The following is a 26,137-nucleotide window of genomic DNA, read 5'->3' as shown; positions in this document are numbered from 1 at the left end:
GGCAAAGCGCCTGGGCGCATGCCCCGGCGCACCCTGTTGTATGCAGCGTCCACCCGTCACGGCCGCAGTACGCAGGGCTTAGTCCGGATGGATGGGCGTCTTGGCATCCTTGCCCACCACCGTGGTCCAGGGCTTGATCACATGACGGGCCACCAGCCCGTTCACGTAGTAGGGATCGCCTTGCACAAAGGCCTCGATGGGGGCCGCACTGTCGCAGTCGAAGACAAACACCGCGCTGTCCGGCGGATCGCCGGCGGCGCCGGCCAGCAGCAGCTCGCCCCGCTCCTGTGCCTGCCAGGCCTTGGCGATGTGCGCATTGCGGTAGGTACCGCGGCGCTCCAGGTAGTCCGCGGTGTATTCGTAGGTCAGCAGGTAGTGCATGGAAAGTCTCCTCCAGGAATGCAGGCAGGCCACGCCAGCCACGTGGCCCGATAAAAAAGCGCCGCACCCGAAAAATCGCAGTGCGGCGCCGGCCGGTTGATTGTCTACGCGGCGGGCATCTGCCGACACCTGCTGCGCGGACTGCGTGCTCAGGGCTTGCCCTGAAGCACCTGCATGCTGGCATTGGGCGCTTCGCCAAACACCTCCGGGGCATACAGCGCCTCGGCCCGGGTGGGCGGCAGCGCGAAGGTGCCCGCGTTGTTCAAGCGCATGGTGTACTCCACCACCGACTTGCCCTTGGGCAGGTAGGCGTAGTAGGCACGGAAGGCGTTGTGCGCCCGTTCTTCGTACGCAGGCCAGGCCCCTTCCGGCGCCTTCTGGTCCCGCACCGCCACTTCGGAGTCACGGCCCAGGCCGCTGCCCAGGATCGTGGCCCCGCCAGGGATGGGGTCGCTCAGCGCCACCCAGGTCATGTCGGCGCCGGCCTCGACCTCGAGCCGCACCCGCAGCACATCGCCGCGCTGGTACTTGCCAGCGGCAACGCCTTCGGCCTGCTGCACCGGGGTGATGGTCTTGCGCACCGCATAGCCGGCATTGAAGGCCTCCTTGCGCGGCACCGCGGCCAGCGACTGCAGCGTAACCCAGGGCTTGCCTGCGCCGTGGTGAGTGATGCGCAGCTCGCCCGAGCGGCGCTCGCCCCAGGGCATGTAGATGCGCTGCGGCGTCTGCGGGTCTTGCTGCACCGCACCGGCCAGTGCCGCCGTCAGCGACTCCAGCGCCGCGCCGTCCTGTGCACCGGCTTCCGCCTTGGGCAGGGGCTTCACATCCTTCCAGTCGACATTCACCGACTGCGCGCCCAGCACCGTGGTGGTGGTGCCGGCCACGGGCGTGTTCTCGAACTTGCGCGAGAACTGGCGCAGCGCCAGCCCGCCCCAGACGTTGGCCGTGGTGGTGGACCAGGCGCCACCCTTCTGGCGCGCCAGCAGACCGGCCACCATGCGCGGCACTTCCGATGCCCAGCTTGCATCGCCCATGGTGGCCAGCAGCAGACGGGCGGCATTGCTGTCCGTGTCCTGCATCAGCCACCACCAGCGGTCCTGGTCCTCGGTGCTGAAGGCCAGCTGGCTGCCGTGGTAGCTCAGGCGGTTGCGCAGCTGCTGCTGCGCCTCGGCCAGGCGCTCCTCACGTTGGGGCACATCCGGCAGTTTCTGCAGCACCGTGATCCAGTCGATCAGCGTGTGCGTGGGCCACTGCACAGGGGTGATGTCGATGCTGCCCAGCATGCGTGCCTGGGCCTTGCCACCGCGCGCCAGCGCGGCGATGGCGGCCAGCTTGCGCTCCTGCAGATCCTGGCGCGGGCTCCAGAACTTGCGCTGCAGACGGCCTTCCACAAAGGCGATCAGGCCGGATTCCATCTGCGCCCGCTGCGCCGCAGGAATGGCAAACGCCGGATCCAGTTCGGCCGCCACGCTGGCCACGGCCAGCAGGTGTGCCGTCAAGGTGTCACTGCCCTGTGCGCGCTGACCGTCCTGCACCGGGAAGTACAGGGCCAGGCCGTCGCCGTCCAGGTAGGTGGGCAGGCTGTCCATGGTGCTGCGCCACAGATCGGCATTCTTCAGGCCGATGGCGCGGCTGCTGGTCTGCTCCAGGCAGCTGTAGGGGTAGCGCTCCCACCAGGCGCGCACGCCGGGCAGGCCATCCGGTCCGCCCGCCAGCTGCGCACTGAAGTCCAGGCGCATGCCGCCGCGGCCAGGTACGGCATTGGCCGGCAGGCTGACCTGCTGGCTCCACGGCCCATCCAGCTGCTGCAGCACCGATTGCTGCACCGACAAGGGCACAGCCGCCTCCACGCGCTGGCTGATCTTGAGCGTATCGCTGGCGCCGCTGGTCTTGTCCTTGGCCGCTACCTCCCACATCAGCTGCTGGGTACGGGTCTGGCCCAGTGCAGCCGGCACGGTCACGTCCCAGGCCACTTCGCGCGAGGCACCGGCGGGAATCTCCACCGTCTGGGGCTTCAGATCCAGCCAGGTGGCGCGCGGTGACAGTTCCACCTGCATCGCCGCCTTGGTGGTGTTGCGCAAGGTGAGCTGGGCGCGGAACTGGTCGCCTTCGCGCACCAGCGGCGGCAGGCCGCTGACAATTTGCAGATCCTGCGTGGTGCGGATGGAGGCTTCGCCCGTGCCGAACCACTGCACACCGTCATCGGCCACGGCAGCAATGCGGAAGGCCGTGAGCGCGTCGTTGAGCGGCACATTCACCGTGGCCTTGCCATGGGCGTCCAGCACCACGCGCGGGTTCCACAGCAGCAGCGTGTCCAGCAGCTCGCGCGTGGGCGCACGCCCACCGCCGCCGCCGGCAGGCACGGCCTTACGGCCATAGTGGCGTCGGCCGATGATTTCCATCTGCGCCGTCGCCGTCTGCACGCCCCAGCTGCGGCGTTGCCACAGCGCGTCGCGCAACTGCCAGCTGGTGTTGGGCATCAGCTCCAGCAGCGCCTGGTCCACCGCGGCCAGTGCCACTTCGGCACCGGCGGCCGGCTTGCCATCGGGCTGCCGGACTTCGATGGTCACGCGGGCTGTGTCGCGGATGCGGTAGCTGGATTTGTCCGGCGTCACCGTCACCTGCAGCGTCTGCCCCTTCTGGCCCACCTGCAGCTCGGCCATGCCCAGCCGGTATGCCGGTTTGGACAGGTCCACCAGTGCCGTGGGCGCCGCGTACTGCTTGCCGTCATGCCAGAAGGCCTGCCACCAGGCGCGGGGCGACTTGTAGCCCCAGGTGAAGAAGCTGTACCACGGCACTTCCACCAGACGGCCGCGCAGCGCCATCACGCTGACATACACGTTCGGGCCCCATTCCTTTTGTACCGGTACATCCACCGTGGGGTTGTCGCCGCGCAGTTCCACCACGCGGGCGTCCAGAATGCCTTCGCGCTCCACCGTCACCAGCGCCGTGGCATGGCGGAATGGCATGCGCACCTGCAGGCGGGCGATTTCACCCGGCTCGTAGCTGCGCTTTTCCGGCAGCAGGTCCATGCGGTCATGGTCCTGGCCGCCAAACCACAGCTCGCCCTGGCGCGTGATCCACACGCTGGTGGCGGCCTGCACGGGATGGCCCTTGTCGTCCTTGGCGGTGGCAATCAGTTCCACCTGGCCGGATTGCTCCAGCTTGGTGTTGCACAGCAGCAGGCCACGGCTGTCACTGGTGCCGCTGCAGACCTCGCCCAGGTCCTTGCTGTTTTCCTGGTTGTCGTAGGTGTAGAAACCTCCCACCATGCGCTTGCGCGCCGAAGTGGTGGTGTGCAGCATGGCCTTGACCGACAGTGCCACGCCCGCCTTGGGCTGGCCATCCAGCCCCAGCGCCAGCGCCTGGAACCGCACCTGCTGGCCGGCTGCGGCCCAGCCTTCGGCACGCACGCCAGTCGCCACAGCCGAGGGCCAGAGCGTATGGGTGCTGCGCAGGGTCTGGATTTCTCCGCTGGGGTCGGCATAGGTGGCTTCCAGCACCAGGTCCTGCGGCTGCTCGGAGGGCGGCAGCGCGTCGATCACCACCTGACCCTGGCCCTTGGCGTCCAGCTTCAGGGCGGCACGGTCCAGCACGATGCGGTTGCTCTCGCGCGGCGCCTCATCGTCCAGCCCTTCGCCCTGCTCGCTGCGCTGCGACTGAGGCGGACCAAAGCTGTAATCGTCCCAGCCCTTGAAGCTGGTCGAACGCGAACGCACCATGGCTGTCACCTGCACCGGCAGGTTGGCTGCGGCGCCGCCGTTCACGTAATCCAGGCGCACGGCCACCGCCAGCTTGCCCGGGCGCACCAGTGGTCCCTTGTCCACCGGGGCCACCTGGCCCTGCAGCACCGGCAGGCGGAAGGCTTCCACGCGGAAGCTGCCCGACTGCAGGCTGCGGCCCCCCGGCAGGCGCAGTTCCACGTCGTACTGGCCCAGCTTGGCGGCGCGCGGCACGGCAAAGCTGGCTTCCGCACTCTTGCCGCCGGTCGCCGTGGTGCGCCACTGCAGCGCCTGCTGGAACTGCTGGCCGCTGCCAATGTGGGTGATGATGGCTTCCTGCGGCCACTGCTGCGGCAGGCCCAGGCCGGTCAGCGTCTGCTGGCGCAGGAAATGCTTCATGGACACGGTTTCACCGGCGCGCACCAGCGTGCGGTCCATCACCGTGTGGGCCACAAGCTGGCTTTCGCCAGACCAGGCCACGGGCACGTTGAAGCGCCAGGGCTCAATGCCTTTTTGCCAGTCGCTCCAGGTGAACGCCATATCGGCCATGCCAGCCTGCATGGCGCGGGCGCTCACAAAATAGGAGCCACTGTTGCGACCCGTGCGGCAGCGCGGCGCTTCACCGGCCAGTTCCGGCAGGCGCAGCACGCCCTGGGCATCGGTTTCCCCCTGGGTCACCGGCTTGCCTGCGCAATCCGACACCTGCACCTGGGCGCCGGCCACCGGCTTGCCCTTGTCAAGCGAGGTCACCCAGACCATGGAGCCTTCGTGCCCCAGCTTGAAGTGCACCGCCAGGTTGGTGACCAGCGCAGCGGTGCGCACATACATCTTGCGCTGCGCACCGTAGCGCTCATCCAGCAAGGCGGCGCCGAGGCGAGGCGACGCGATTTCCACCACATGGAAACCCGGCTGCAGCGGAATGCCCACCACCTCGAACGGGCGCGGGTCTTCCTTGCTGCCGGCCGGCAGCTGCATCTGCTGCACACCGTCGCGGCCCTGCAGCAGCGACAGCTGGCGCGTGGCCACATAGGTCTGGTTGTCCGGGTCGATCACCGGCGGCAGGGTTTTCACGTCCTTGCGGGCCTCGGTGCGGGACACGCTGTTCTCGTGGTAGTTCTGCACCTTGTCGAGCCAGCGGATGATGTCGGCATCGCTTTGCAGCTGCAGGGTGCTGACCTGCGAGCTGCCGCTGGCTTCCACCTTGCGCAGGGTCACCGGCAATAGCGCTGGCCCGTCCGGACCTTCGGCAAAGCGTTCGACAATGCCGAACGGCGCCGCGGCGAACTTGGCCAGCGGCGGCGTGTCGCCGGTCTTGATCGCCAGCGGGAACATGGCGGCGTTGCGCAGCGGGCGGCCGGCATCGTCCTTCAGGTCCTTGGGCAGTTCCAGCTGATAGCCGGTCAGCGGCTTGAGGCCGCCTTCAAAGCGCAGATCACGCACATCGCCGCTGCCTTCTTCCAGCACTGGCTTGAGGTTGTCACCACCGCCCACCAGGCGGATTTCCTGCGCCTTGCTGCGCGGTACGGGGGCGCTGAACTGCAGATAGACCGGACGGATCGGCAGGCAGCCGGCCTGGGCGTTTTCGCGCTCGCAGCGCATTTCGGCCGCAAACGCTTCACGCACCGTGTAGTCAAACCGTTTTTCCTCGCGGTTGGCCACGCCCTGCGGGCCGGCAACGCCCTTGCCATAGACCAGTTGCACGGCGGTGCCGGCGGTCAGGCGTCGGTTGCACGCCAGCACGGCGAACTGGTCCGGGGATTTCTTCAGCAGCTCCTGGTCCCAGACCTGCGTCTTGAGCACCGCGTCGCGCTCCTTGCCGCCGATCCAGCGCACCGGGATGCGTTCGCCCAGGCCTTCGGCCTGGCAATGCACATGCTCCTGCAGGCTTTGCTGCGTGGCCGGGCCGCTGAGCTGCAGCAGGAAGAACTGTTCCTCATCGATGGCCACCCAGCCACGCGGCCAGATGTGGCGCACAAAAGGCCCTGCCGTTTCGAACTGGTAGCGCTTGGTGCTGGTCAGCGTGGCGCCGGACACCGACTTGAAGGCTTTTTTCGGCGTCACCGTGCAACGGGTGCCAGGGGGCAGCGGGCTGTTCCACTGCCAGACCCACTCACGGGCATTGTTCCAGCGGCCGCTGCCGCCGGGCAGTTGCTCCGGCGCGCAGCTGAAGTCCACCGGTGCCGGCCCCTCGGCCGAGCCCAGTGCCACGGCATCGGCATCCAGCCGCACCACCAGTTGGCGAATCTCTGCCACCTGCCCTTGGGGGGTGACGTTCTGTATGTCCAATGCCCATGTCTGCCCCGCCCCCAACAAGGCGGCTGCGGCAGCCCATTTGTGCATGCGCTTCATGCGGTCTCCTCTTGCGAAGCAACGAGGGTACCAAAGGGCTGCAACTTCCCCCAGGGCGTGCAGCCGCCGTTTCAAGCTGAAACAAATCGGACAAAAAGCACATGACGGGCTCGATCCGGCAGGCAGCGCGCTGCCGTGTCCTGCTTTCCGTCCAGGGAATGGCCCATGGTGGGCACCCGGCACCTGTGCGTAACAGGCACCACGAGCTGGTGCTTACTGCGGCTGAAAGCCGCTCTTGCGAATGATGGCCTTCCAGGCCGCGGTATAGGCCTGCTCACGGCGCTGCAGCTGCTGCGGGTTCATGGGCTCCACCGTCAGCCCCAGCTGTTCGAGCTGGCTGCGGATCTGCGGCCGCGCCACCACCTGGGCCAGCGCCTGGGCAAAACGTTGTGTAAACGCTGCGGACGTGCCCTTGGGCGCATAGAAACCGTAGTAGGGCATGTCCTCGAAGCCCGCCAGACCCAGCTCACCCAAGGTAGGCACCTGGGAAAACGCCTTTTGCCGGTGTGCCCCCAGCACGGCCAGCACGCGCAGCTTGCCGCTCTTGTGGTACTCGACGAAATCCTGCACCGAGCCAATGCCGGCTTCGATCTGCCGACCCAGCAGGTCGCCGATCATCGGCGCGCTGCCCTTGTAGGGAGCGGCCACCAGATCCAGCTGGTAGTGCCTGGCCAGCAACTGCACCAGAAACTCTGGGGTCGATGCCGGCGCCGGAATCCCCACGGCACTGCGCCCCTGGGCAGCACTGCGCACCCAGTCCACATACTCGGCCACGCTGTGTGCCGGGTGCTGGCCGGACACGGCCAGGCAGTTCACGAACGAGGCAAAACCGCCGACCGGCACAAAGTCCTGTGCCGGATCGAATCCCGGCTGGCGCACCACCTGCGGCAGGATGGAGATGGTGTGGTCGTGCGTCAGAAACACCGTCGTGCCATCGGGCTGGGCGGCCTTGAGTTGCTGGGCGGCGATCTGCCCGCCCGCGCCGGGACGGTTGTCCACGATCACGGGCACCGCCAGCAATTCCGACAGCGGCTCCTGCAGCAGGCGTGCAATCACATCGCTGCCACCGCCCGGCGGAAAGCCCACCAGGATGCGCAATGGCCGCCCGCCCTTGGCCCAGACTCCGCCGGACCCGCTGGCCGCCGCCAGAACCGCAGCCTGTGCAGCGGAGTGGACCAGGAATCGGCGGCGGGAAGAGAGGGTCACAAATTGCTCCGAAGGCAGAAAAAAGAAAAAGCCATGCACGGCCATCTGCGAGCGTATCGGTCGGATGCCCGGAAAAAAACTCCAGAAACCTCCTGACTTGCGATGCCCAACATCGTGAACTACGAACCCAATCTCCTGTCGCTGCGCAGGCCCCCATGCAAAAAGGGACGCCGAAGCGTCCCTTTTGGATGAGTGTGCTGCGCCTTGGGTACAGACAGCCGTGTTACCGATCGCCTGTCCAGGCACCCAGGCCTCTCAAGCCAGGCGTGCGCGGTGCTTGGCCAGCTGTGCACGCACCTGGGCAGGTGCCGTGCCGCCCAGCGTGTTGCGGGCGTTGAGCGAGCCTTCCAGGCTGAGCGCCTCGAACACATCGGCTTCGATGTGCGGGTTGAAGGCCTGGAGTTCGATCAGCGGCAGCTCGGTCAGGTCCACCCCCTTCATAGAGGCCAGTTTCACCGCATGGGCCACGGTTTCGTGGGCATCGCGGAAGGGCAGACCCTTCTTGACCAGGTAGTCGGCCAGGTCGGTGGCGGTCGCGTAGCCCTTCAGGGCCGCGGCACGCATGTTCTCGGCATTCACCGTGATGCCGCCTTCCTTTTTACCGGAGGCAGGATTGAGCTGGCCGCCAATCATTTCGGCAAAGATGCGCAGCGTGTCCTGCAGCGTATCGACGGTGTCGAACAGCGGTTCCTTGTCTTCCTGGTTGTCCTTGTTGTAGGCCAGGGGCTGGCCCTTCATCAGGGTGATCAGACCCATCAGGTGGCCGACCACACGGCCGGTCTTGCCGCGTGCCAGCTCGGGCACGTCGGGGTTCTTCTTCTGGGGCATGATCGACGAGCCGGTGGTGAAGCGGTCGGCAATCTTGATGAAGCCGAAGTTCTGGCTCATCCAGATGATCAGCTCTTCGGACAGACGGCTCACGTGCACCATGCACAGGCTGGCAGCGGCCGTGAACTCGATGGCGAAATCGCGATCGCTCACGCCGTCCAGCGAATTCTGCGACACGCCTTCCATGCCCAGCGTACGGGCCACACGCTCACGGTCCAGCGGGTAGGTGGTACCGGCCAGCGCGGCCGAGCCCAGGGGCAGCACGTTCACGCGCTTGCGCACGTCCAGCATGCGTTCGGCGTCGCGCTTGAACATTTCCACATAGGCCAGCATGTGGTGGCCAAAGCTCACCGGCTGGGCCACTTGCAGGTGGGTGAAGCCGGGCAGGATCACTTCCACGTTCTGCTCGGCCACTTCCACCAGCGACAGCTGCAATTCTTTCAGAAGGCCTTCGATCAGATCGATCTCGTCGCGCAGCCACAGGCGCACATCGGTGGCCACCTGGTCGTTGCGGCTGCGGCCGGTATGCAGGCGCTTGCCCGCATCGCCCACCAGGGCTGTCAGGCGCGCTTCGATGTTCAGGTGCACGTCTTCCAGGTCCAGCTTCCAGTCGAACTGACCGGCTTCGATCTCCGACTTGATCTGGGCCATGCCCTTCTGGATGGCGGCGTAGTCGTCCTGACCGATGACACCCTGCGCAGCCAGCATTTCCGCGTGCGCCAGGCTGCCGGTGATGTCGGCCTTCCACATGCGCTTGTCAAAGAACACGCTGGAGGTGTAGCGCTTGACCAGGTCGCTCATGGGCTCGGAAAACAGGGCAGACCACGCCTGCGCCTTGGTGTCGAGTTGGTTGTGGGAGGGCTGCGCGGTGGTGTTGGAGGACATAGGCGAGGACAGATTTTCCGGAAGTTCAGGACACCCGGAAATCCGGGTGCCGCGTATGCAAGATACACAAATTTTATCGAGCCCGGCGGCGCCCCCGGTTTCTGCGGCCTGCGGTGACCCCACGTGGCACCGCGGCACCGGTTCCGCGCTGGCGTCTGGCGCCTCTCTCCCACGGAAGTGTCCAGCTGCCGTGGGGAATGCAGGCCGCGGCCTGCAACAGCAGGCATGGTTCACAGGGATACCCCCTGCCATGCAGCAAGACGCAACGTCGCCCTGCCCCGGCACGGACCTGCCAGAGCACCGATGCCGTGAGCACCTGCCGCCACGGTCCACGGAGTCTGACCCCACGACCAACATCAGGGTTTTCACTGCTTTTTCAGGCGAAACACGCCGTCAAGTGTCGGGAACTGCCCGTAAATGCAGCAGAAACGTGACAGTCACAACAAAACTCTCCAGTCACAGGTGCATCTTGCAAGTTACCAATACACTTTGTTTCACCCCTGTTAACCGGAGGGAGGTTGCGCTGGGTCAAGGCATGGCCCACGCGAATGTGCAAACGCGTTTGGTACGGCGGCACTGCGTCAGGCGACTTCTGTCCCTGAAGTGAGAAGTCCGTGTGTTGTCACGCTGTCAGTACCTGATGTATCCGCCATATTGAGATAAGGGAGAAGGAGCTATGCACGTACTGATCGTTGATGATGAACTCTTGGCCCGCAACCGCCTGCGCGTTCTGCTGAGTGATTGCGAAGATCCCTCGGCACCGTTCCTGGTATCGGAAGCTGCCACCGCCGCCCAGGCGCTGGATGTGCTGCACCGCACCAAGGACCACCATCCCGTTGACATGATTTTCCTGGACGTGCAGATGCCCGGCCAGGATGGTCTGCGCTTTGCACAGACGCTCCGCTCCCTGCCCCGTCCGCCGGCGGTGGTATTCATCTCGGCCCATGCCATGTACGCCGCCAATGCCTTCGAAGTGGAGGCCGTGGACTACCTGACCAAGCCGGTGCGCCCGGACCGCCTGCAGCAGGCCGTGGCCAAGGTGCGCCGCCTGTACACGCTGGAGCAGAAGGCACCAGCCACCATGTCCATGGGCAGCGCCGCCGCCCTGCTGATCCGCGACCGCGGCCGCACAGAACGTGTGCCGCTGCACCAGGTGATCTATCTGAAAGCCGAGCAGAAGTACGTCACCGTGCGCACGGCCACCCGCAGCTACATCCTGGACAACTCGCTGACCGAGCTGGAAGGCCGCTACCCGCTGCAGTTCGTGCGCATCCACCGCAACGCCCTGGTCACCCGTGAGCAGATGCGCAGCCTGGAAAAGCACTATACCGAAGACGACGGCGAAGGCTGGGCGCTGCGCATGCACGCCGTGCCCGAGTTGCTGATGGTCTCGCGCCGCCAGCTGTCTGCCGTGCGGGCCATCATGAACCAGCCGCACATCCAGGTGCAGCCGGAAATGGCCTGATCCGCGCCCGCTGGCGCATCTGCATCAGCCCACGCTGGCACCGCAAGGTGGCCAGCGTTTTTTATGGTGTGAACCCGTGCAGCTGGACCCGGTTGCCTGCGGGATGCTCAGTGCCCGCCATGGGCCAGGTGGCTGACCACCGTGACCAGCACGATGCCCACCGCCAGCCAGACCACCTGGGCCAGCGTTTCCCGGGCGGACAGCTGCTTTTGCAGCTGCGGAATCAGGTCCGACAGCGCCACATAGACAAAGCTGCTGGACGCGATGGTCAGGAAGAACGGCAGCCAGGCTTCCAGCTGCCCCACCAGAAAGTAGCCCACCACACCGCCAAAAGCCGTCACTGCGCCGGCCAGCGACACCTTGAGCACAGCGGCATTGCGGTTGCTGTTCAGGCGCATCACCACCAGATCGCCCATGTGGTGCGGCACCTCGTGGGCCAGCACCGATACGGCGGCAATCAGGCCCAGCCGCATATCGGCCAGGAAGGCCGAGGCAATCAGGATGCCGTCGCCAAAACAGTGCACGCTGTCACCGGTCAGCAGCGACCAGCCTCCGCCGCTGCGGTGGCTGTGCGCGTGGGCCGACGGGTGGACATGGCCATGGTGCGCGTGGTCGTGATGGGCATGATCGTCGTGCCCACTCTGCGCCAGCGGCGCATGATGGTGTTCATGACCGTGGTGCCACAACTCGGCCTTGGTCAGCAGAAAGAAGAACACCACGCCCACCAGCAGGGTCAGAAACAGGTCTTTGGCCCCGGCTTCGCTTTCGAAGGCTTCGGGCAGCAGGTGCATGAAGGCCGTGGCCAGCAGGGCACCGGCAGCCAGGCTGAGCATGCCCTGCTGGGCATTGCCGCGGCCCAGACCGGCCCTCAACAGCAGGTCGGCCACCCAGACACTGCCAATGCCGGCGGCCAGTGTGGCCAGAAGAATTGCGACCAAGGTCATAGCTTTTTGCGCTTTGTGAACGGGTTGGAGCACCCGAAATGGCGGGTATTTTTATAGGTCGGCATGCGCGCTACGGGGTGCCCGCTGGAATGCGCGGTACCGCGCACTCACAGACACCGATGGCTGTGCGACAAGGGCCAAAAGCTTACACCTACTGACTTTTTTGCGCCGAAAGTGGTGGCCGCACCACCCCCTGGCCGGGGGTTTTGCCGCAGCGGCGGGCCCTACATCCACCGCTGCCAGGCGGCAGCACTGCGGCGACAAACGGCGCGCTGGCACCGCCCGCCGGTGTGCTCGCTTACACCCCGTGGCTGTGCAGCCACTGCAGCAGACGCTGCCAGCCATCCCGGGCGGCGGCTTCGCGGTAGCTGGCGCGGTAGTCCGCATGGAAGGCATGCGGTGCATCCGGGAACAGCACAAATTCCGACTTTTTGGCTGCCGCACTGCCCTGGGCCAGGGCCTCCTGCATCTTGGCCACGCTGGCCACGGGAATCCCGGTGTCCTGCCCGCCGTACAGACCCAGCACCGGCGCTTTCAGCTGGCCGGCCAGCGCCAGCGGGTGGGTGGGCGTCGTGGCCGAAGCCTGGCCTTCGAGCCGGCCGTACCAGGCCACGCCGGCCTTGACCTTGCCGCTGGCCGCGTACAGCCAGGTGATGCGGCCGCCCCAGCAAAAGCCGGTGATGGCCGCTTTCTGCGTGTTGCCGCCGGCCTTGGCCGCCCAGGCCAGCGTGGCATCCAGATCACCCAGCACCTGGGCATCGGGCACCTTGCTGACCAGCTCGGCCTGCAGCTTGCTGATCTCGGTGTAGTCACTGGCCTTGCCCTGGCGGGCGTAGAACTCGGGAGCGATCGCCAGATAGCCGGCCTTGGCCAGGCGGCGGCACACATCCTGGATATAGGCGTGCACGCCAAAGATTTCCTGCACCACCAGCACCACGGGCGGGTGCTTCTTGCCTTTGGGGCGGGCCTGGTAGGCCGGCAGGTCAAAGCCCTGCGAAGGAATGGTCACCCAGCCCTCCTCCAGCCCATCGCCCGGCGTGGTGATCGCCGTCTGCGCCATGATGGGCGCAGCGGCTGCGGCGTAGCCCAGACCCAGCACCGCCTGCAAGGCGGTACGGCGGCTGGCGCCCTGTTCGGTGGACTTGCCGGGCAGCAAGGCGCCGACATCGTTGTGTGCATCGCGAAAATCCATGGACAGGCTCCTGGTGAACAGTCGATCAAGGGGGAACAACGGAAAGCGCAGTCTAGCGCCAGATGCAGGCTGTCACGCCGCCGCCAACCGGCGGCGATGATCCGCGGCTAAGCCAGCCAGCGCACCAGGGCCGCGGCCAACGCCCCCAGCAGCACCACCAGCAGAAAAGGCGCACGCAGCCGCAGTGCGACGGCCGCCACCGCCAGCGCTGCCAGCCGGGCGTCCAGCACCAGGGCCGTGCCTGCGGCGAAGGTATTCATCACCGTCAGCGCCGCCAGCAGCGCCACCGTCATGCAGGCAGCGACCTGTGTCATGCGGGGGTTCTGCAACCAGCGCGCAGGCACGGCATAACCGGCCAGCTTGGTCGCAAAGGCGACTGCACAGGCTCCCAGAATCCAGCCCCACAGGCCGATATCGATCGTCCCGGCGCTCATGCGGCCTCCTGCGCACAGTCGGCATCCGCCGTGGCGGCACGGCTGCGCCACCAGCCCCAGGCGGCCCCCACCACGGCTGCCAGCAAGATCGGCAGGCCCGGCGGCAACAGCGGCACGGCCAAGGCGGTGACCACACCGCACAGCACGGCCAGCGCCACCGGTTCACGCTGCTGCAGCCTGGGCCACAGCAGGCCCAGGAAGGCGGCCACGGCCGCACCATCCAGACCCCATTGGCGCGGATCACCGAGGGCATCGCCCAGCCAGGCCCCCAGCAGGGTGAAGCCGCTCCACAGCAGGTACACGCCCAGGCCGGCCGTCCAGAATCCCCGGCGCTGCTCGGCTGCATCCAGCTGGGCAACCGCCGTGGCGGCGGATTCGTCAATGGTCAGTTGCGCGCCCAGCCAGCGGCGCCAGCCCTGCAGACCCAGCAGGCGGTTCATCTGCATGCCATAGACGGCATTGCGCAGACCCAGCAGGCTGGCGGCCCCCAGGGCTGCTGCCCCGGTGCCGCCACCGGCGATCACACCAATGAATGCAAACTGCGAGCCCCCGGTGAACATCAGCGCGCTCAGCGCCATGGCCTGCCAGACATGCAGCCCGGACGCCACGGCCAGCGCACCAAAGGAAATGCCGTACAGCCCGGTGGCCACGGAAATCGACAGGCCCATGCGCACGGCAGGGGTCAGACCGCGCTGCGGCGCAGCGCAGGCAGAGGAATCAGAAGACATCGGAAAAAATCGCTCATTGCGCACGCCACAGCGGCATGCAGTGCCATAGAAGCATGCAGAGCAGGCGGCATTGGATACCCGCCCCCCGACCCGCAGGACTCCCATGGTAAGCCCCCGGGACGGCGCGCCGGCAGGACCGAGACCGCCAGAGGGCCACGCAGGCGACAGGCCAGATCCGGCCTGCCCGTGCTCCGCATCCTCAGGATGTCAGGGGGTCAGGCTGTTCAGCTCCCGCAACGGATCGGACGAGCGTTCCAGCCAGTGCCGCAGGGATTCGCTCTGTACCTGGGAGCGGCGCACAAAATTCTGGGACTCGCTCGGGCTCATGCGCACCGGCTGCTGCTGCTGCGCGGCAATCAGTGCCTGGGTGTCAGGGCGCAGCAAAATGGCATACAACGCCTTGCCCACCGCCTCTCTGCGCTCCTCCGACATGGTCGCCGGAGCAAACCAGGCCATCCAGCCCGGCGGCAGTGGCGGCAGTTGCCACTGGGTGAACGTGGCGGCCGCCAGCGGTGTCGGCGCGCCCACCTGCGCCAGCACCTGCACACCGGCATAACCGCTGCGCTCCCGCTCCTGCAGGCTGCCCAGGTACTGGGAACTGTCGCCACAGCGGTCCAGCACCAGATCCACCTTGCCGGCCGCCAGTGCCTGGACGGACTGGCGCGACGTGCCATAGGTGCTGGCCTGCCAGGTCAGACCGGTCTTGCGGCTCATGGCCTGCATCCACAACTCAGGGAAGCCGAAATTGAAAGGCAGGCCCAGGCGCACCGGCCTGCCCACGGTGCGCAGCCAGGCCTGCAACGCAGCGAAGTCCGGCAGGTGGCGCGCTTCGGGCGCCATCAGGCACCAGGAACCTTGCAGCACAATCTGCAGCGGCACCCAGACATGGGCCGCCGGCAGCGCTTCCAGCCGGCCCAGCCACAGCTGCGACATCAGCACCAGAGTGCGCTCGGGCGGGCCCGAGCGGGCGGCCCAGACAATGGCGTCCATTCCTCCGGCATTGCTGGGGCGGTGCAGCGTGGCTTTTTCCCCCAGGTAATGCGGCATCCAGCGCACAAAGTGCTGCGCCACCACATTGCCCACCGGGGTGCGCTCCATGGGTTGCACCAGCAACAGCGGTGACGATTCCGCCATGCCCGCCTGGCTGGCGAGTGCCGCGAAAAGCCCGGCTAGCAGCCGGTTGCGCAGGCCCCGACGACCCGTCCGGCGGGCGTGACGGAACATATACGGTGTAGAGCTTGGGTACTGCATGGCATAGAGTCCCTGCTGAATAATCTGATAGCAGATGATCCTGCAAGGGAAAGCAAAGCACCATAGCCATTGGTCCTTGTCCCACAAGCTCTGCAAGCACTTGTCTTACAAGCAAGTGCCCACCCCCACGCGCATGCACTGGGGAATGCAAGGCGAACGGCTCCTTTTATCGGAAAGTGCTCAGTGCGCCTTTTCCCAGTTCGGGCCAAAGCCGATCTCGGCCAGCAGCGGCACGGCCAGGTCGGCCACCCCCGCCATCAGCACCGGGATTTCCGCCCGGACCCAGTCTTTATCCGACTCCGGCAGCTCGAACACCAGTTCATCGTGCACCTGCATGATGACCTTGACCTCGGGCTTTTCGGCATCCAGCTTGGCTTGCACGGCCACCATCGCCTTTTTGATCAGGTCCGCCGCCGTGCCCTGCATGGGCGCGTTGATGGCGGCGCGCTCGGCCGCTTTCTTGCGCGGGCCATTGCCGCCGTTGATCTCGGGCAGCACCAGGCGGCGGCCGAACACGGTCTCCACATAGCCCTGGGCATGGGCCAGCTCCACGGTCTGGTCCATGTAGCGCTTCACGCCGGGGTAGCGCTGGAAGTATTTGTCGATGTAGGCGGCGGCCGCCTTGGTCTCGATGCCCAGGTTCTTGGCCAGGCCAAAGCTGCTCATGCCGTAGATCAGGCCGAAATTGATGACCTTGGCATAGCGACGCTGCTCGCTGCTGACGGCATCGACGCTGACGCCAAACACCTCGGCCGCCGTGGCCCGGTGCACGTCCAGGCCGTCCCGGAAGGCATTGAGCAGGGCTTCATCCCCGGAGAGATGGGCCATGATGCGCAACTCAATCTGCGAATAGTCGGCACTGGCAATCAGCTTGCCCTCGGGCGCGACAAAAGCTTCGCGCACACGGCGGCCTTCCGGTGTGCGCACCGGAATGTTCTGCAGGTTCGGGTCGTTGCTGGACAGGCGCCCCGTCACCGCCACGGCCTGTGCGTAGTGCGTGTGCACCCGGCCATCGCTGGGTAAGGCCATCTGGGCCAGCTTGTCGGTGTAGGTGCCCTTGAGCTTGGACAGGCTGCGGTGCTCCAGCAGCTTGGCAGGCAGCGGGTAGTCCTCGGCCAGCTTTTCCAGCACTTCCTCATCGGTGCTGCGCGCACCGGTGGCGGTTTTCTTGACCACCGGCATGCCCAGCTTGTCGAAGAAGATCTCCCCCAGTTGCTTGGGTGACGACAGATTGAAAGGCTGGCCGGCGATCTCGTACGCCTCTTCCTCCAACTTGAGGATGCGCGCACCCAGGTCGTTGCTCTGGCGCGCCAGCTCGCCGGCATCGATGCGCACGCCATTGCGCTCGATGCGGAACAGCGCCTCGCTGGTCTGCATTTCCAATTCATAGATATGCAGCAGGCCGGCATGGGCCTGGATACGCGGCCACAGCACGCCGTGCACATCCAGCGTCTGGTCGGAATCTTCACAGCTGTACGCCGCCGCCTTGTCCACGCTCACCTGGGCAAACGGGATCTGGTTCTTGCCTTTGCCGCACAGATCCTCGTAGCTGATGCCGGAGCGACTCACATGGCGCAGTGCCAGGCTGGTCAGGTTGTGGGGGCGGTCGGCCTCCAGCACATAGGACTGCAGCATGGTGTCGTGGGCGTAACCGCGCACGGTGATGCCATGGTTCGCAAACACATGCTGGTCGTATTTGACATGCTGGCCCAGCTTCTTCTTGGACGCATCTTCCAGCCAGGGCTTGAGCTTGGCCAGCACCAGGGCCATATCGAGCTGCTCGGGCACATCCATGCCCTCGTGGCGCAGCGGAATGTACGCCGCTTCGCCCACGGCCACGCTGAAGCTGATGCCCACAATCTGGGCGACCATTTCATCCAATGAATCGGTCTCGGTGTCCAGCGCCGTCAATTCGGCCGTCTGGAGCTTGGCCAGCCAGTGGTCCAGCTCGGGCTCGGTCAGGATGGTGGCATAGACCACATCGCGCTGCTGGGCTTCGACCGCAATTTCGGTGGTGGCGGCATCGTCCGCATCGAACAGACCGCCTTGCGGGGATGCGGGAGCGGATTTCTTGGCAGGAGCCGCTTCTGCGGCCACCGCACCCAGCGCGCGCACCAGACCCTTGAAGCCGTATTTTTCGTAGAAAGGCGCCAGACCGGCGTTATCAGGCTCACCGAGGGTGATGCTGTCCAGTTGCGGCAGACCGGCCACATGCGCGGCCAGATCGCAGTCGGTCTTCATGGTCACCAGCTGGCGGCTCAGCGCCAATTGGCCGCTGGCGATGGCATCGCGCAGGTTCTGGCCTGCTACGCCCTTGATCGCCTCCGCATTGGCGATCAGATTGTCCAGCGAGCCATACTCTTCCAGCCACTTGGCCGCCGTCTTGGGGCCCACCTTGGTCACACCGGGCACGTTGTCCACGGTGTCGCCCACCAGGGCCTGGTAGTCGATCATCCGGGCGGGCGGCACGCCGAACTCGGCCGTCACGCCGGCGATGTCGCGCTTCTTGCCATTCATGGTGTCAATGATGGTGACGTGTTCATTCACCAGCTGGCTCAAGTCCTTGTCACCGCTGGAGACGATCACGTTGATGCCCTGGGCTGCAGCCGTCTGCGCCAGGGTGGCAATCACATCATCCGCCTCCACGCCGGGCACGGCCACCACCTTCCAGCCCAGCAGCTGCACCACTTCGTGAATGGGCTCGATCTGGCTGCGCAAATCGTCGGGCATGGGCGAGCGTGTGGCCTTGTACTGGTCGTACATGGCGTCGCGGAAGGTGGGGCCGCTGGTGTCGAACACACAGACGGCGTAGTCGGCCTGCACATCCTTGCGCAGCGCCTGCATCATGTTGACCATGCCACGGATGGCACCCGTGGCCGGGCTGGCCGGGTCGCCGGGAACGGCCCGCAGGTCGGGCATGGCATGGTAGGCGCGGTAGAGGTAGCTGGAACCGTCCACCAGCACCAATGTCTTGGAATTGCTCATACCCAAGATTGTGCACGCGCCACTACAATCTCCCTATGCGCGCACCTATCCTCTTTTCCATCGCCGTTCTGGCCTCCGCTGTGGCGTGGGCACAGCCTTCCAGCGAGCCTGCACCCGCTGCGGCCCCTGCGCCTGCGGGCCAGCCCCAGCAGGACAACAGCGCCGCTCCGTCGCGCCAGAACCAGCGCATCGAGCGCATTCGCGAAGAAGATGCCGGCAGCCGGGTGGACGAGTTGCGCGTGGGCGGTCAGACGCAAAGCATCAATGTGCAGCCCAAGGTCGGCAACATGCCCTCCTACGAGGTCAAGCCCGGCAATGCCGCACGCGATGGCGTGAACCAGAACGGCAACGACGGCACCAATGGCCGCCGTGTCTGGAACCTCAAGTTCTGAGCGCCCGGGCCTTGCGGCCCATTGCCTCTGCGCCGGCACCGGCCTCTTCGGAGTGCGTGTCGGCGTTGTTCGTTTTCACCCCCCTGTTTTTTGAGCGTCCTGAGCGATGGCCGTTTTTACCGAAGTCTCCGACAAAGAGGCGCGCGACCTGCTGCGCCGAATCCCCCTGGGCAACCTGACCGAACTGCGCGGCATTCAGGGGGGCATCGAGAACACCAACTACTTTCTGAAAACCGACCAAGGAGAGTGGGTGCTCACACTGTTTGAGCGCTTGACCTTCGAGCAGCTGCCGTTCTACCTGTACCTGATGAAGCACCTAGCGCTGGCCGGCATCCCCGTGCCGGCCCCACAGGCCGATGCCAAGAGCGGTGACATCCTGCACAAGGTCTGCGGCAAGCCCGCCGCCGTGGTGCAGAAACTGCGCGGCAAGAGCCAGCTGCAGCCCCAGGCCATGCACTGCGCCGCCGTGGGCGACATGCTGGCCCGCATGCACCTGGCTGGCCGCGACTACGCCCGCGAGCAACCCAATCTGCGCAGCCTGCCCTGGTGGAACGAGACCGTGCCCGTAGTGCTGCCCTATCTGGAACAGGATGCCGCCGACCTGCTGCGCAGCGAACTGGCATTCCAGAACCATGTGGCCGCCAGCCCCAGCCACGCCGCCCTGCCACGCGGCCCCATCCACGCCGACCTGTTCCGCGACAACGTGATGTTCGATGGCGAGGAGCTGACCGGCTTTTTCGACTTTTACTTTGCCGGCGTGGACACCTGGCTGTTCGACCTGGCCGTGTGCCTGAACGACTGGTGCATCGACCAGGCCAGCGGCGCCCACGACGCGGCCCGGGCCCAGGCCATGCTGGACGCCTACCAGGCCGTGCGCCCGCTCGAAGCGGCCGAACGCGAGCTGCTCAACCCCATGCTGCGCGCCGGTGCGCTGCGCTTCTGGGTCTCGCGCCTGTGGGACTTCTATCTGCCGCGCGAGGCCGCGCTGCTGCAGCCCCACGACCCCACCCACTTCGAACGCGTGCTGCGCCAGCGCGTGGCCCATCCGCTGACCGCCATCGAGCGCCCGGCCGCCCTGGCCTGACACCGCCGCCCGGCCATCCGGCCCGCCCCGCAGGGGGCTTTGGGCGGCTGGGGTACAGTCCTGTGCTCAGGTCCCCTCCCGCGCGCCGCGGGTCGCCGCTGTGTCGGCTTCCTGCCCGCGCCCGTCCGGCCCTTTCACTTCCCGGTCATGAAACTCAATATCGTTCCCGCCCGCACCGGTGCCCAATGGGTCCGCCAGGGCATACAGACTTTCTGGCGCCACCCGATGGCGCTGTCGGCGCTGTTTTTCCTGTGCATGGCCGCCATGTCGCTGATTTCCCTGTTCCCGCTGGTCGGGCCGGCGCTGGCGCTGGCGCTGCTGCCCACCGCGTCGCTGGTGATGATGGTGGGGGCCGCCGAGACCTTGCAGGGCCGCATGCCCACGCCAGCACTGCTGCTGGTCGCGTTCCGCACCGGCCGCCAGCGCATGCACGCCATGGCGCTGCTGGGGGCCTTCTATGCCGTGGGCTTTCTGCTGGTGATGGGCGTGTCCGCTCTGATCGACGGCGGCCAGTTCGCCCAGGTGTACCTGGGCACCACCCCCATGACGCCCGAGCTGGCCCAGGAGGCTGATTTCCAGGCCGCCATGTGGTTCTCCCTGCTGCTGTACCTGCCGCTGTCGCTGCTGTTCTGGCATGCGCCCGGTCTGGTGCACTGGCACAACATCCCTCCGGCCAAGGCGCTGTTCTTCAGCTTCATCGCTTGCTGGCGCAATCTGACCGCGTTTGCCGTGTTCTTCCTGTCGTGGATGGGCGTGTTCATTGCCACCGGCCTGGTGCTGGCGCTGGTGACCGCCCTGCTGTCGGCACTGGTGGGCGATATCGCGGCCGGTCTGATGATCGGCGCGGCCATGATGCTGGCCGCCATGTTCTTCAGCTCGGTGGTGTTCACCTTCCGCGACTGCTTCTCGGCACCGGACGGCCACGATGAGCTGGAAGAGGACGGCGGCGTCACCTACACCCCGCACGACACCGGCCCCACGCCGTGATGCCGCGCCACTGACCCAGGCAGTGGCTTCCCCCACAAAGGACAAAGGGACGCCACGGCGTCCCTTTTTGCATGCGCCATGCCTGGGCCGCACGGCACGGACCTCAGTGCCGTGTGCCCGATTCCCGTGCCCGCAGCTGCGCCAGTTGGCGGCGGTCGTCCAGGGTGGAGAAGAGCACTGCAAACCCGATGCCCAGCGCCGCTCCCAGGATGGTGTCCATCACCCGTTCCACCGGCATGCCGGCCACGGCGGCGGCGGGTGCCGCCAGGTGGGTCATCAGCAGCGCCGACGGCGTGACCGCGATCTGGCCCAGCGCATAGTTGAAGCCAATGACGACCTCGGTGACAAACTGGAACAGCACGATGCAGGCCAGCACCGTGCCAAAGCCGGGATTCTGCGCCAGGATCATCCACGCCAGCACCGCCCCCACCACCGTGCCCGCCATGCGCTGCAGCGCCCGGTTCATGGTGATGTGCAGGTGTGCGCCCTGCATCACCGCCACGGCGCCAATGGCCGCCCACGCCGGATGCGGCATGCCCGCCAGATAGGCCACCCAGGCCGACAGCCCGGCGGCCACGGTGATGCGCAGCGCCACCAGCAGCTCCAGCCGCAGCGGAGGGGCCACCGGCGGTGGCAGCGCCAGGTGGGGCAGTGCATCCTTGCGCAGCCAGTCGGTGGCCCGGCAGGTCGCACATGCCACGGCACCACCCGCCAGCGCAGCCAGGGTGCGGGCGGCCACGGTCAGTCCATCGGGCGCCGGTACCAGCGCCGCACCGGTGGCAAAGACGATGATCACAGCCCCCGGCCCGCCCAGCACCCAGTGGCTGACGACCAGGGTGGATGCCCCGGCCACCAGCGCCATCACCCCCAGCATCGTGGCCGGCCCGGCCCCGGCCAGCGTCGCCAGCGAGGGGATGAGCACGCCCAGCGCCATCAGTCCGGCGCAGAGGGTGACGATGCGCATGCGCAGCCGCAGCGGTGCAAAACGGCCAAACAGCGCCGACAGGGCGCCCAGCGAGGCAAAGCCCACCAGGTGAGGCCAGGGGGAGATATGCAACAGCAGCACCGCCAGCAGCACGGATAGGGCCGCCTGCATGCCCGCCACGGTGGCAATGCGCAGCGAAGGCTGGCTGGTCAGCGCCACGCTGTCGCGCCACTGCGCGCGCTTCAGCAACTGCAGCGCGGTGTCACTGCGCGCCACCTCCGGTGCGGCGGAAGGGGGAGGTGCGGGGTCCGGTGGTGTGTGCATGCAAAACCTCTCTGCGGCCAAACCAGGAGGTTCATCACACCCGATATCCGGCTGGGACGGCTGTCAGACAGTGGCGCAAGCGGGGCCCGTTGGGGCCACACCGCACAGACGGCAGCCCACAGCCGCGCTCCCGGGCGGCATCGGCCGCTCACTCCACGATGGTCAGCTTGGCAATCGCCAGTGCCAGCCACTTGGTGCCATGGCGCGGGAAATTGATCTGGGCGCGGGCATCGTCGCCCGTGCCTTCCACGGCCAGCACCTTGCCTTCGCCGAACTTGGCGTGGAACACGGTGATGCCCTTGGTGATGCCATGGCCCGGCACCGCTTTTTGCGGCGGCACAACGGGATTGGCAAACACCTCGGACGATCGGGTGCCGGACAGACCCCGGGCCCCACCGCCGTAGGCCGAGCCACCGCCGAACTTGGGCGTGAACGTGCCAAAGCCCGACTGCTTGGCGGTCAGCCATTTGAGGTTGGCCTCGGGCAGCTCATCCAGAAAGCGGCTGGGCAGGTTGAAGCGCGTCTGCCCGTGCAGCATACGGCTTTGCGAATGGCTCAGGTACAGGCGCTTGCGGGCGCGGGTGATGGCCACGTACATCAGACGGCGCTCTTCCTCCAGCCCGCCCTTGTCGCTGGCCGCGTTCTCGTGCGGGAACAGGCCTTCCTCCAACCCGCCGATGAAGACCACGTCGAATTCCAGCCCCTTGCTGGCGTGCACGGTCATCAGCTGCACGGCCTCCTGGCCGGCCTGGGCCTGGTTGTCCCCGGCTTCCAGTGCCGCGTGCACCAGAAATGCAGCCAGCGGCGACAGGGTTTCGCCGGTTTCGGCATCGGTGCCGCCCAGCGGCACGTCCAGCATGGGCAGCCCGGGGTTCAGACCCTGGCTGGCCGGGCTTTGCGTCAGCGCAGTGTCGGCGCGGCTGTGCTCGTCGATGGGCAGGGCGATCGCATCCTTGCCGAAACCTTCCTGGGTCACAAAGCTCTCGGCCGCGTTCACCAGCTCCTTCAAGTTCTCGATGCGGTCCTGGCCTTCCTTCTCGTTCAGGTAGAAGTCGATCAGGCCGCTGGCTTCCAGCATGCGCTCGATGGTCTGGCGCAGGCTCTTGCCCTGGGTTTCTTCACGCAGTACGTCGATCTTGGCCACGAATCCCTGCAGCTTGGTGCCGGCTGCACCGCCCACGGCGGTGACCGCATCGCTGAGCGAACAGCCCGCCGCGCGCGCCGTCTCCTGCAGCGTTTCGACCGAACGCGCGCCAATGCCGCGGGCCGGGAAGTTCACCACCCGCATGAAGCTGGTGTCGTCGTGTGGGTTCTCCAGCAGGCGCAGATAGGCCAGTGCATGCTTGATTTCGGCACGCTCGAAGAAGCGCAGGCCGCCGTACACCCGGTAGGGCACGCCGGCATTGAACAGCTTGGACTCGATCACCCGGCTTTGCGCATTGCTGCGGTAGAGCACGGCAATCTCCTGCCGTGGCACGCCGTCCTGCCGCACCAGATTGCGGATTTCCTCCACCATCCAACTGGCTTCATCCAGGTCGGTGGGGGCCTCATGCACCCGCACCGGTTCGCCCACGCCCTGGTTGGTGCGCAAGTTCTTGCCCAGGCGCTGGCTGTTGTGGCTGATCAGCGCATTGGCGCAATCCAGGATGTTGCTGAACGAACGGTAGTTCTGCTCCAGCTTGATCTGGTGCTGTACATCGAACTCGCGCACAAAATCGGTCATATTGCCCACGCGCGCACCGCGGAAGGCGTAGATGCTCTGATCGTCATCGCCCACGGCCAGCACGCTGGAGCCCGATTGCAGCCGACCGCCCACCATCTCGCCGGCCAGTTGCTTGAGCCAGGCGTACTGCAGCCTGTTGGTGTCCTGGAACTCGTCCACCAGAATGAAGCGAAAACGCCGCTGGTAGTGCTGGCGCAACGCCGCGTCGTCACGCAGCAGCTCGAAGCTGCGCAGCATCAGCTCGCCGAAATCGACCACACCTTCGCGCTGACACTGGTCCTCGTACAGCTGGTAGAGCTCCGCTTTCTTCTTGGTGTCGGGATCGGACGCCACCACATCCTTGGGACGCAGGCCTTCCTCCTTGCAGCCGGCAATGAACCAGCCCAGCTGCTTGGGCGGAAAGCGCTCCTCGTCCACCTGGTACTGCTTGCACAGGCGCTTGATGGCCGAGAGCTGGTCCTGCGTGTCCAGAATCTGGAAGGTGGCGGGCAGGCCGGCCGCCACATGGTGGGCGCGCAGCAGGCGGTTGCACAGGCCGTGGAAGGTGCCGATCCACATGCCGCGCACGTTGTAGGGCAGCATGGCCGACAGGCGGGCCACCATTTCCTTGGCCGCCTTGTTGGTGAAGGTGACGGCCAGAATGCCGCCGGGCGTGACCTGCCCGCTTTGCAGCAGCCAGGCAATGCGCGTGGTCAGCACCCGCGTCTTGCCGGAGCCGGCGCCCGCCAGGATCAGCGCATGGCCGGCCGGCAGCGTGACGGCAGCGAGCTGCTCGTCGTTGAGGTTGTCCAGCAAAGAGGATGGGCGGTGGACGGGCGCGGAGGACTCCTCGGCGCCGTCGAGCAGATCGAGCGGAAACATGCCGCCATTGTAGAAAGCGCGCCCTGCCCTGCGCCGCTGCCCGGGGATGCGATGCCCCGCACAGGGGACGGCACCGCCCGCAGACCGGTATATGGTTTTGCATATACCCACCATTGCAGTGCGGCCGGCTACTGTATCGGAGCAGGCCGTATAGAATCAATCACCGGGCCCAAGTTACTTGTGGTCCGGTTTTTTGTGCCTGTGCAACTGCAGGTCTGGTGTCCCCGTGCGGGATGTACCCGCAAAGCCGGTCTCCAAGCCAAGCGCCCCATCGCAATGCGAAATCGTTCGCTGCGACCTCTTTAGGAGCTTGGAATCTCATGGAAATCTTCGACTACGACAACATCCTGCTGCTGCCGCGCAAGTGCCGCGTGGAAAGCCGCTCCGAATGCGACGCCAGCGTGGAGCTGGGTGGCCGCACCTTCCGCCTGCCGGTAGTGCCCGCCAACATGAAAACGGTGTTGGACGAGAAGATCTGCAAGTTTTTGGCGCAGCACGGCTACTTTTACGTGATGCACCGCTTTGACATCGACAACGTGGCCTTCACCAAGGCCATGCAGTCGCAGGGCCTGTACGCCTCGATCTCGCTGGGTGTCAAGCAGGCCGACTACGAGGTGGTGGACCGCTTCGTGGCCGATGACATCTGCCCCGAATACATCACCATCGACATCGCCCACGGCCATGCCGACAGCGTGAAGAACATGATCCAGTACCTGAAGGCCAAGATCCCCGCGGCCTTTGTGATTGCCGGCAACGTGGCCACGCCCGAAGCCGTGATCGACCTGGAGGCCTGGGGCGCCGACGCCACCAAGGTGGGCGTGGGCCCGGGCAAGGTGTGCATCACCAAGCTCAAGACCGGATTTGGCACGGGCGGCTGGCAGCTGTCGGCACTGAAGTGGTGTGCCCGCGTGGCCACCAAGCCCATCATTGCCGACGGCGGCATCCGCAGCCACGGCGACATCGCCAAGAGCATCCGCTTTGGCGCCACCATGGTGATGATCGGTTCGCTGTTTGCCGGCCACGAAGAATCGCCCGGCAAGACCGTGGAAGTGGACGGTGAGCTGTTCAAGGAGTACTACGGCTCGGCCAGCGACTTCAACAAGGGCGAGTACAAGCACGTGGAAGGCAAGCGCATTCTGGAGCCCATCAAGGGCCCGCTGCGCAGCACGCTGATCGAGATGGAGCAGGACGTGCAGTCCTCCATCAGCTACGCCGGCGGCACCAAGCTGATGGACATCCGCAAGGTCAACTACGTGATCCTGGGCGGTGACAACGCCGGCGAACACCTGCTGATGTAAGCCCCGCTATCCTGCTGCGCCCTCCCGGGCGCAGGCAGGAGCAGCCGGCCCGGCGCCGGCTGCAAACGCTTACAATTAGGCCAACGAAGCTGCCTGCGCCCGAAAGCGTTGGAATTCACGCCACAAACAGCGTGTGTTCTTACTCTGACGAGCGCAGGCAGCTTCTTTTTTGA

Annotated in this window: 17 protein-coding genes; 5 read left to right on the top strand and 12 right to left on the bottom strand. The window is 66.2% G+C overall.

The features are described 5' to 3' along the window. Positions 1-78: 78 nt before the first annotated feature. From B3349_RS16400 to argH, 4 genes are all read right to left on the bottom strand, one after another. Positions 79-381 carry a YciI-like protein gene (locus B3349_RS16400; protein WP_291590338.1) on the bottom strand — a complete coding sequence of 101 codons (303 nt, stop codon included), beginning with the start codon at positions 379-381 and terminating at the stop codon, positions 79-81. A gap of 149 nt (positions 382-530) precedes the next feature. After that, positions 531-6,443 (bottom strand): alpha-2-macroglobulin family protein, encoded by a 5,913-nt coding sequence (locus B3349_RS16395; RefSeq protein ID WP_291590881.1) that lies wholly within the window; start codon positions 6,441-6,443, stop codon positions 531-533. Positions 6,444-6,665: 222 nt separating this feature from the next. Then, entirely contained in the window at positions 6,666-7,703 is a 1,038-nt protein-coding gene (locus tag B3349_RS16390) for a Bug family tripartite tricarboxylate transporter substrate binding protein (protein WP_414646922.1), read from the bottom strand. Between the two features lie 210 nt (positions 7,704-7,913). Next, a complete protein-coding gene (gene argH / locus B3349_RS16385; RefSeq protein ID WP_291590335.1) occupies positions 7,914-9,371 on the bottom strand; it encodes an argininosuccinate lyase in 1,458 nt (485 codons plus the stop codon). Between the two features lie 676 nt (positions 9,372-10,047). Between argH and B3349_RS16380 the strand changes: the two genes are divergently transcribed. Beyond that, positions 10,048-10,836 (top strand): LytR/AlgR family response regulator transcription factor, encoded by a 789-nt coding sequence (locus B3349_RS16380; protein WP_192334208.1) that lies wholly within the window; start codon positions 10,048-10,050, stop codon positions 10,834-10,836. Between the two features lie 107 nt (positions 10,837-10,943). Here B3349_RS16380 and B3349_RS16375 read toward each other — a convergent pair whose 3' ends face one another. The 6 genes from B3349_RS16375 to polA all read right to left on the bottom strand — a co-directional run bounded on the left by B3349_RS16375 (position 10,944) and on the right by polA (position 18,370). After that, positions 10,944-11,780 carry a ZIP family metal transporter gene (locus B3349_RS16375; protein ID WP_291590332.1) on the bottom strand — a complete coding sequence of 279 codons (837 nt, stop codon included), beginning with the start codon at positions 11,778-11,780 and terminating at the stop codon, positions 10,944-10,946. Between the two features lie 298 nt (positions 11,781-12,078). Then, complete coding sequence (locus tag B3349_RS16370; protein ID WP_291590331.1) at positions 12,079-12,972, bottom strand: dienelactone hydrolase family protein; 894 nt, start codon at positions 12,970-12,972, stop codon at positions 12,079-12,081. A gap of 107 nt (positions 12,973-13,079) precedes the next feature. Then, on the bottom strand, positions 13,080-13,406 hold the full coding sequence (locus tag B3349_RS16365) for an AzlD domain-containing protein (protein ID WP_291590330.1): 327 nt from the start codon (positions 13,404-13,406) through the stop codon (positions 13,080-13,082). Beyond that, the gene (locus tag B3349_RS16360; protein WP_291590329.1) at positions 13,403-14,134 is read right to left on the bottom strand and encodes an AzlC family ABC transporter permease; all 732 of its coding nucleotides are present in this window, start codon (positions 14,132-14,134) and stop codon (positions 13,403-13,405) included. The genes B3349_RS16365 and B3349_RS16360 overlap by 4 nt, the downstream gene beginning before the upstream one ends. 207 nt (positions 14,135-14,341) lie before the next feature. After that, on the bottom strand, positions 14,342-15,268 hold the full coding sequence (locus B3349_RS16355; RefSeq protein ID WP_291590327.1) for a type 2 periplasmic-binding domain-containing protein: 927 nt from the start codon (positions 15,266-15,268) through the stop codon (positions 14,342-14,344). 297 nt (positions 15,269-15,565) lie between these two features. Beyond that, positions 15,566-18,370 carry a DNA polymerase I gene (gene polA / locus B3349_RS16350; protein WP_291590326.1) on the bottom strand — a complete coding sequence of 935 codons (2,805 nt, stop codon included), beginning with the start codon at positions 18,368-18,370 and terminating at the stop codon, positions 15,566-15,568. Positions 18,371-18,405: 35 nt separating this feature from the next. On the opposite strand from polA, the gene B3349_RS16345 reads away from it, so the two are divergent. From B3349_RS16345 to B3349_RS16335, 3 genes are all read left to right on the top strand, one after another. Further along, positions 18,406-18,762 (top strand): hypothetical protein, encoded by a 357-nt coding sequence (locus tag B3349_RS16345; protein ID WP_291590325.1) that lies wholly within the window; start codon positions 18,406-18,408, stop codon positions 18,760-18,762. Positions 18,763-18,868: 106 nt separating this feature from the next. Beyond that, positions 18,869-19,846 (top strand): homoserine kinase, encoded by a 978-nt coding sequence (locus B3349_RS16340; protein ID WP_291590323.1) that lies wholly within the window; start codon positions 18,869-18,871, stop codon positions 19,844-19,846. 147 nt (positions 19,847-19,993) lie between these two features. Next, the gene (locus B3349_RS16335) at positions 19,994-20,833 is read left to right on the top strand and encodes a BPSS1780 family membrane protein (protein ID WP_066537279.1); all 840 of its coding nucleotides are present in this window, start codon (positions 19,994-19,996) and stop codon (positions 20,831-20,833) included. 103 nt (positions 20,834-20,936) lie between these two features. Here the strand turns inward: B3349_RS16335 and B3349_RS16330 are convergent, their stop codons facing one another. Together B3349_RS16330 and B3349_RS16325 are read right to left on the bottom strand one after the other, a co-directional pair. Continuing rightward, positions 20,937-22,082, bottom strand: coding sequence for an FUSC family protein (locus B3349_RS16330; protein ID WP_291590321.1), 1,146 nt, complete (start codon positions 22,080-22,082; stop codon positions 20,937-20,939). Positions 22,083-22,230: 148 nt separating this feature from the next. Beyond that, positions 22,231-24,666, bottom strand: coding sequence for a UvrD-helicase domain-containing protein (locus B3349_RS16325; protein ID WP_291590319.1), 2,436 nt, complete (start codon positions 24,664-24,666; stop codon positions 22,231-22,233). Positions 24,667-24,986: 320 nt separating this feature from the next. Here B3349_RS16325 and B3349_RS16320 point away from each other — a divergent pair, with 320 nt between their 5' ends. Further along, positions 24,987-25,964 carry a GMP reductase gene (locus B3349_RS16320; protein WP_280013235.1) on the top strand — a complete coding sequence of 326 codons (978 nt, stop codon included), beginning with the start codon at positions 24,987-24,989 and terminating at the stop codon, positions 25,962-25,964. The last annotated feature ends 173 nt before the right edge of the window (positions 25,965-26,137 follow it).

Origin of the sequence: Comamonas sp. UBA7528 (assembly GCF_002479375.1) — a bacterium.
In the GTDB taxonomy this organism is placed as follows: Bacteria; Pseudomonadota; Gammaproteobacteria; order Burkholderiales; family Burkholderiaceae_C; genus Comamonas.
This window is presented reverse-complemented; position numbering and strand designations above follow the sequence as displayed.

Coding starts and splice junctions, on each gene's coding strand:
- B3349_RS16400 (WP_291590338.1), bottom strand. CDS start 381: ATGCACTACCTGCTGACCTACGAATACACCGCGGACTACCTGGAGCGC.
- B3349_RS16395 (WP_291590881.1), bottom strand. CDS start 6,443: ATGCACAAATGGGCTGCCGCAGCCGCCTTGTTGGGGGCGGGGCAGACA.
- B3349_RS16390 (WP_414646922.1), bottom strand. CDS start 7,703: ATGGCCGTGCATGGCTTTTTCTTTTTTCTGCCTTCGGAGCAATTTGTG.
- argH (WP_291590335.1), bottom strand. CDS start 9,371: ATGTCCTCCAACACCACCGCGCAGCCCTCCCACAACCAACTCGACACC.
- B3349_RS16380 (WP_192334208.1), top strand. CDS start 10,048: ATGCACGTACTGATCGTTGATGATGAACTCTTGGCCCGCAACCGCCTG.
- B3349_RS16375 (WP_291590332.1), bottom strand. CDS start 11,780: ATGACCTTGGTCGCAATTCTTCTGGCCACACTGGCCGCCGGCATTGGC.
- B3349_RS16370 (WP_291590331.1), bottom strand. CDS start 12,972: ATGGATTTTCGCGATGCACACAACGATGTCGGCGCCTTGCTGCCCGGC.
- B3349_RS16365 (WP_291590330.1), bottom strand. CDS start 13,406: ATGAGCGCCGGGACGATCGATATCGGCCTGTGGGGCTGGATTCTGGGA.
- B3349_RS16360 (WP_291590329.1), bottom strand. CDS start 14,134: ATGTCTTCTGATTCCTCTGCCTGCGCTGCGCCGCAGCGCGGTCTGACC.
- B3349_RS16355 (WP_291590327.1), bottom strand. CDS start 15,268: ATGGCGGAATCGTCACCGCTGTTGCTGGTGCAACCCATGGAGCGCACC.
- polA (WP_291590326.1), bottom strand. CDS start 18,370: ATGAGCAATTCCAAGACATTGGTGCTGGTGGACGGTTCCAGCTACCTC.
- B3349_RS16345 (WP_291590325.1), top strand. CDS start 18,406: ATGCGCGCACCTATCCTCTTTTCCATCGCCGTTCTGGCCTCCGCTGTG.
- B3349_RS16340 (WP_291590323.1), top strand. CDS start 18,869: ATGGCCGTTTTTACCGAAGTCTCCGACAAAGAGGCGCGCGACCTGCTG.
- B3349_RS16335 (WP_066537279.1), top strand. CDS start 19,994: ATGAAACTCAATATCGTTCCCGCCCGCACCGGTGCCCAATGGGTCCGC.
- B3349_RS16330 (WP_291590321.1), bottom strand. CDS start 22,082: ATGCACACACCACCGGACCCCGCACCTCCCCCTTCCGCCGCACCGGAG.
- B3349_RS16325 (WP_291590319.1), bottom strand. CDS start 24,666: ATGTTTCCGCTCGATCTGCTCGACGGCGCCGAGGAGTCCTCCGCGCCC.
- B3349_RS16320 (WP_280013235.1), top strand. CDS start 24,987: ATGGAAATCTTCGACTACGACAACATCCTGCTGCTGCCGCGCAAGTGC.